Raw genomic sequence first — 6508 nt, forward strand, 5'->3', positions numbered from 1 at the left:
TGTCAACTCTATTATACCAAATGTTGGGGGATTTTCTTTTTCTTTTTGTATTTTTATCATTTTACATATTTTAGGAAACGTTTTTCAGTAGTCTCAACCTGTCCCCTTGTCCCAAGAAAGGGTTTTCAATATTTTTGAAGAACTAATAGAATAAGGAGGTCTGGATTTAATGGAAAATAATCACGCCAAACTATTGAATAATATAGAGGAAAATATAGCTAGCTGTATTTTAGGGAAATCTAATGAGGTCAAGCTTTTGATGACTGCTCTCTTGGCTGGCGGACATGTGTTAATTGAAGGGGTTCCGGGCACTGGTAAAACTATGCTCATAAAAGCATTAGCCAAAACGATTCAAAGTGATTTTAGACGGGTTCAATGTAATCCTGACTTGTTACCAACAGATATTACAGGGTTTTCCATTTATCACCCAAAAGATGAGCGATTTGTTTTTACGCCAGGTCCCATCTTAACAAATATACTATTAGTAGATGAAATTAATCGTGCATCTACGAAAACACAATCTGCTTTACTGGAGGCAATGGAAGAAAAGCAGGTAACGGTTGATGGAAAGATACATGCCTTACCTCAGCCCTTCTTTGTGATGGCAACACAAAATCCAATTGAATTTGAAGGGACATACCTTTTACCAGAAGCGCAGTTAGACCGCTTTATGATGAAACTACATCTAGATTATCCGGAAAGGCAAACAGAAAAAAAGTTACTGTTATCTCAAGGAATGAAACGACCAATAGACGAGATATCCCCTGTTACAGATATGTCCACGATTGAATCTATACAACAGTACATACAATCTACTCATGTTGCTGAAAGTGTTGTCGATTATATTTTATCGATTGTTGAAGCAACAAGAAATCACGACTCTATATTTTTAGGGGTAAGTCCACGGGGAACACTCGCATTAATCCAAGCAGTTAAAGGATTGGCTCTCATTAATCAAAGGGATTTTGCTACACCTGATGATGTAAAGTTTTTGATCCCTTATGTTTTTAATCACCGAATCATTCTACACACGGAAGCACAGATGCGTGGCGACACAGTCGATAACATTATGCAATCTATTGTCGATGGTGTTCATGTTCCGAAAAGATTGGAGAAGTGATGTCATGCTACAAGCGATCAAGCAATTAATGCCCAAGGACCAAGGGCCATTAGTTTGCGGAGTTATCATTGTTTGGGTAAGTAGCCTACTCTATCTTTTGTTTTCTGGTGGTAAGCTAGCATTTATCCTGTTTGTCATCATAACGATGATCTCTACCTATCAGCTTTTATTAGCCAAGTGTAGTGGAATACATACTATTACGGGCGATAGGATATCAAAGCTTCCAAAACGATTGGAAGCAGGTGATTTCTATCATATAAAAACAACATTCCGGATTCCTGGATTTTGGCCTATTCTCTATGTATTGATTAAAGAACGATTAACCCACCACAAATTTGGTACGCAAATCTATGAATCATCCTTTGTTCCAAATTTTTATCGGTGTGGGGATATTGCTTATTCGATTCCTAATTTGAAGCGTGGAAGCTATACGTTTGAGGAAACAGAATGCAGCACTGGAGATTTGTTAAATTTATTTGAACATAAAAGCTCTCTCCAGCTACCTTTATCCTTTAACGTCTATCCACGAACAGTGCATATAGACAACTGGCCTTACGTATCCTCGTTTCGAAAAGCGATTCGTCAAACGTCCGCTTCTAAGTACCAGAAGGAGACTATCGAAATGGATGGAATACGTGACTACGTTCATGGTGACCGATTGTCGATTATTCACTGGAATGCATCTGCTAAAACAGGAGATTTAAAAGCAAAGGAATTTATTAGAGAATCCGTACCGAATATTCTAATTTTGATTGATCAATATTACGCTTCCTATCATGATGAGGAACAGTTTGAATTAGCTGTATCAACAGCTGCCTCCATCATTCGATATATTCGAAATCATCAGATACCTGTTGGTCTGTTTTTACCTGGAAAACAAATCCGGTTTTATGAACCAAGACCAGGTGTAACCTATAGTCATCGCTTGGAAGAGCACTTACTTCATGTTGATAAGAACGGAGAAATCCCAATTGAGGAAGTACTTCTTAATCAAAAATTAAAACAATTGCAAGGCAGTCTTGTTATAGTCATTACTCCTGAAGCTAGTGACTCTTTATTTCAACGCTTGCAAGGCTTAAAAAAAATACAGCTGCATCCATGTCATATTTTTCTATCGTCAAAAGATATGCCAGAAACAGAACTATGGGAAAATCAATTAAAAAAGGAACGGATCCGATATTATCCGGTCCGTTCTTTAGAAGCATTACCAGCAGTACTTGGGGGTGATTAAGCTTGAAAAAAGTCGATTGGCTAATGCGTTGTCAGATTTTATTTACGGGTGTTTTCCTGTATTCCTTTTTAACATGGTTGTCTACTCATTTGCTACCAGAAGCGATTCGGCTGATTACCCTCGTTTTGATCATCACTTGTGTAATCGAAATGTTTTTTTCATTTAACAAGTGGTTTCGCTGGACAATGGAACTGCTTATTTTCCTAATCATCCTTATTTTGCTGAATTGGAAGTACATTCGTCCAGAGGAGTACACATTGGCAATGATTCTGGAGAGCCTGTGGAATCTATTGCAATTAGAAAATTTCATTCCTATTTTAATGATTACAATAAGTTCATGGTTAATCTATCTATTTATGATTCGATGGTTTGCATCAAAATGGAGAGTACTGGCAACTATTTTAATTAGTACGATTAGCTTATCCATTTATGACACTTTTACGTTTCTTGAATTGTGGAGCGATGTGACAATTATGGTTACTGCTAGTCTCTCGCTTCTTGTTATACACCATTTTAAAGCGCTCAGAAAGAAAAGCGCTGAAGGATGGGAGCACTTAATGGATTATCCCGGAACTGTTATTGGAACAATAGTTATATTTTTTTCAGTAATTATCCTGACAAGTGCTTTCACCCCAGAGGATATTCGTCCATTGCTGACAGATCCATACACTGCTTGGAAAAATTATCAAGGGGAAGAAGCTGCTGTTTCCCGTTATACGGATGGATCATCTTCTTATGATCGTCTATCTGGAGATAGTCGTTCCGGATATAGTCGTGACGATAGCCAATTAGGAGGTGCATTTGATTATGATTATTCCCCTGTCATGACAGTAGATACTTCCCTTCCTACTTATTATCGAGGGGAAACGCGTTATTTTTATAATGGAAACGGCTGGGAAAAAGGGAATGTAGACGATCGTCTCGAAGATCATCAGTTGCTCTCCATAGCGGATGAGGAAGTATTGAGACAAAGAGGTAGTTCTCCTGTCGATCGTTCTTTATTACAAACAAAAGAAGTTAAACAAACGATTACATTTTCAGAAAAAGCCGCTTACTCAGGCAATGTGTTACTTGGGTCCTATAGAATGGAATCAGTTGCAATTCTTGATCAAATCGAACGGGAGGAAGAGGTAACATATGAGTCTGCCATCTATCAATCTCTAAAGGAGGACCAGGGGCTTCAATCCTCACTACTTTGGTTACCGACTGTAGCAGAGTTATATTATTTCGATGCATCAAGAATGTTTCCTAGAGAATATCAAGTGATTTCAGAAGTACCGCTACTTGATGAAGAAGGGTTAAGAGAAGCACCTTCGATAGACAGAAATGATGACTTTTGGGAAAAATATCTACAATTACCTAATGAACTACCAAAAAGAATTTCGGAGCTCTCCGAAGAGATTGTCGCAGAACAAACGAATACGTATGATCAAGTGAAAGCAATTGAATCCTACCTAAAGGAGACATATACCTATACGACAGAGCCAAACGAAAGCTTAGGGGAAAGTGATGATTTTGTCGATCGATTTTTATTTGAGGTAAAAGAAGGATACTGTGATTATTTTTCGACGTCAATGGTTGTCTTAACTAGAACACTCGGTATTCCTGCTCGATGGGTGAAAGGTTATACGCACGGTAATCGAATCCATGAAGTAAATCAATACTATCTAGACGAAATGGATCCATTGGCACCAGGTGTTTTTGAAATCCGTAACGCAAACGCTCATTCTTGGGTGGAAGTTTATTTCCCGGGCTATGGCTGGATCCCTTTTGAACCAACTGCTACATTTTCCCAACCGACATTAGAAGTTCAAGAGGAAACAGAAGCTCCCTTGTCAAATCAGAACGAAATCGAATCTGCTGAAGAAGAACAAAAGAAAAATTTGTCTATCAAAATAAATGGGCAGACCATTCTTATTGCAATCGGTGTGGTGATCATTGCAAGTACATCTTTGATACTGCTATGGGGACATAAACATGAGATTTATTGGCATATTTGGAAAAAGCGAAGTGGAAAAACTGTGAACGAAAAAATCATTCTCGAAGTGGAACGCCTACTTCATTTTGGGAAACGGCGGGAATATGATAGCCTTAACAGTGAAACGCTACAGGAAACATTTACACGATGGACCAACCAAAATATACAATTGGAAAAGAATTTAAAAATAGTTGTCACCCTTTTTGAAAAAGCAAAATACGGCCCTGAAAACATGACCGAAAACGAACTCATACTTATCCAAGAAAAAATAACCGAAATTAGAAATATAATGTAGAGGGACAGAGGGACAGGTTCCTTGTCCCAGGTGTTATGGGACAAGGAACCTGTCCCTCTGTCCCATTCAATTTTTTAAATCGAATAAATACTTCCTTATTCCATAACCTATTATTATCTAGGAGGTGTTTGTTATGACAAAGAAGAAAAATAAAACAGCAGAAAACATTAAAGACACCGCAGGAGCTGCTTTCCACACTATCCATAGCGCGTTAGAAACAACTGAGGATGCCGCTATGGATGCTGTAGATGCAACTACTAACGCTATAGACAATGCAACAAACAACAATCGCAACAAAAAACGTAATAATCAATAAATAGGGACAGGCCTTGTCCCTGTCCCCCTTGTCCCTCTTCTTTAGCACATCAAAGTCAGATAAGATTCCTTCCCCCCTATTTTCTCTTTTGATTTAGTACATAAAATATAGTCTAATACCGATGCATTGACTAACTCACTTTAACTTATATAGTTTAAAAATTCTGTAAATAATATCACTAATTGGAAAAATAAGGTCCTTACTCTTATTGTTTCTAGTCATGAAAACTTGCTACAATAAAGATGTAAATATGGGATGTGCGTGAAGGGACACGGGACCTGTCCCTCTGTCCCAACCAAGTCAGGAGTGGGATTTTGCCGAAAGTTAGAAATATCATTGCTTTATTACTTATCGCTGGTGCACTTTGGCATCTTTATGGAGAGACGTACAATCGTTTTGGTGTGCAAGGCGTTGTTGAAGAAATTCGCTCCGATGTGAATGAAATAAAAGAGAATCCAAAAGTAATAGCTATCATAGATACGTTAAACCAAGAGATTCAGCTGTTAGTTGGTAAATTTACAGAAAATAACCAGATTGACGAACAACCAAATCAACCTGTTCCTGAAAAACCACAACTAGATGCTCCGTCTGAACAATCCTTTTCCATTCATAATGTCGAAATTGGCGACTACCGTTCAGAAGTGGAACAGCAAGTAGGGACTCATGAACGTTCGTCTTTGAATGATTACAGGGTCGATTGGGTTACCTATCATGAAAATTATCAAAACTTTTTCATGGCTGCTTATAATGAGCAAAATCAAGTCGTTGGATTATACACAAATCAGGACTTACTAATGTCGACACAAGAAATCACCTTTGAAAGTTCAAAAGAGAACGTTTTATCTCAGTTAGGAGAGCCAATTAAAGGCATACGAAAAGGGTTCGTACATTATCAAACTCAAAACAACGAAGAGTATCATATGTTTCTTATCGATAACAATTATGTAACGATCTTTTATGATAAGCATGAAGACAATACAATCACAGCAATCCAGATCATTAGTACAGATCTCGAACAACAAAAACAAAATTACTTTGCTGAGCCAAGTGATGAATTAAAAGAAGGGTTCGAATATCAATTATTCGATCTAACTAATGCTGCAAGAGTCAACCACGGTCTTTCCGTTTTAACCTGGGAGGAATCAGTAAGAAAGACTGCTCACGATCACAGCAAAGATATGGCTGACAATAACTATTTCAGCCACACGAACCTGGAAGGACAATCCCCGTTTGATCGATTAACCGAAGATGGTATTACCTATCGAATGGCTGGGGAAAACCTTGCAGCCGGTCAACCAAGTAGCATTTTCGCTCATGAAGGTTTAATGAACTCTCTCGGTCACCGGGAAAACATATTAAAACCAGATTATGAGCTACTCGGTATTGGTGTTGCTTTTAACACAGAGGCGCAACCATATTATACAGAAAAGTTTTTGACTAAATAGAATGGGACAGAGGGACAGGTTCCTTGTCCGAGACTACTGAAAAACGTTTCCTAAAATATGTAAAATGATAAAAATACAAAAAGAAAAAGAAAATCCCCCAACATTTGGTATAATAGAGTTGAC

General features: G+C 37.9%; 5 protein-coding genes. All 5 read left to right on the forward strand.

What is annotated here, in order from left to right; all coding sequences use genetic code 11:
• The first annotated feature begins 169 nt into the window (after positions 1–169).
• The 5 genes from JOC48_RS21020 (at position 170) to JOC48_RS21040 (ending at position 6385) form a co-directional block, all read left to right on the forward strand.
• A complete protein-coding gene (locus JOC48_RS21020) occupies positions 170–1120 on the forward strand; it encodes an AAA family ATPase (protein ID WP_204502359.1) in 951 nt (316 codons plus the stop codon).
• Positions 1095–2351 carry a DUF58 domain-containing protein gene (locus JOC48_RS21025; protein WP_204502361.1) on the forward strand — a complete coding sequence of 419 codons (1257 nt, stop codon included), beginning with the start codon at positions 1095–1097 and terminating at the stop codon, positions 2349–2351. The genes JOC48_RS21020 and JOC48_RS21025 overlap by 26 nt, the downstream gene beginning before the upstream one ends.
• A 2-nt stretch (positions 2352–2353) precedes the next feature.
• A complete protein-coding gene (locus JOC48_RS21030; protein WP_204502364.1) occupies positions 2354–4624 on the forward strand; it encodes a transglutaminase-like domain-containing protein in 2271 nt (756 codons plus the stop codon).
• Between the two features lie 133 nt (positions 4625–4757).
• The gene (locus JOC48_RS21035) at positions 4758–4940 is read left to right on the forward strand and encodes a hypothetical protein (protein ID WP_204502367.1); all 183 of its coding nucleotides are present in this window, start codon (positions 4758–4760) and stop codon (positions 4938–4940) included.
• Positions 4941–5254: 314 nt separating this feature from the next.
• Positions 5255–6385 (forward strand): CAP domain-containing protein, encoded by a 1131-nt coding sequence (locus JOC48_RS21040; protein ID WP_204502369.1) that lies wholly within the window; start codon positions 5255–5257, stop codon positions 6383–6385.
• Positions 6386–6508: the final 123 nt, after the last annotated feature.

This window comes from Aquibacillus albus (genome assembly GCF_016908325.1).
Lineage (GTDB): Bacteria > Bacillota > Bacilli > Bacillales > Amphibacillaceae > Aquibacillus_A > Aquibacillus_A albus.